The 550-nt window shown below is 71.8% G+C and carries 1 protein-coding gene; it reads left to right on the forward strand.

The window, feature by feature from the left end; genetic code table 11:
• Nucleotides 1-28: 28 nt before the first annotated feature.
• Nucleotides 29-550, forward strand: a 522-nt coding sequence (locus tag AC1DWF_RS37675) for an LptF/LptG family permease (protein WP_476843517.1), incomplete at its 3' end; no start/stop codon positions are given.

Genomic DNA, 550 nt, shown 5'->3' on the forward strand with positions numbered 1-550 from the left:
TTCCCACGCAGATCCGCGGCTACGCCCGATGATCATCGCGCGCACCCTCACCCTCTATATCGGCCGGCGGTTCCTGTCGGCGTCGGCGGCCATGCTGCTGGCGCTGACCCTGCTGGTCTCGATGTTCGACTTCATCGAGCTGCTGCGCCGTGCCGCCACGCGGCCGGACGCGACCTTCGGCCTCGTGGCCTCCATCGCCGGGCTGCGCATGCCCTTCGTGGGCATGCAGATCCTGCCCTTCGCGATCCTCCTGGGCGGCATCATCGCCTTCTGGCGGCTGACGCGTTCCTCCGAGCTGATCGTGGCGCGTGCGGCGGGCATCTCGGCCTGGGGTTTCCTCTCCGGCCCCTTGGTCGTCGCCATGCTCTTCGGGACGGCCGCCATCACGGCCATCTCGCCGGTCTCGTCGGCGATGCTGGCGCGCGCGGAACGGCTGGACGCCTCCTTCCTGCGCGCCGGCGGCGGCGTGACGGCGCTGGCCGGCGGCCGGCTCTGGCTGCGCCAGGCGGATCGCGGGCTGGAGGCGAACGGTGTGGCCATCCTGTCCGGC

The organism is Aminobacter sp. P4_D5, from assembly GCF_056401815.1.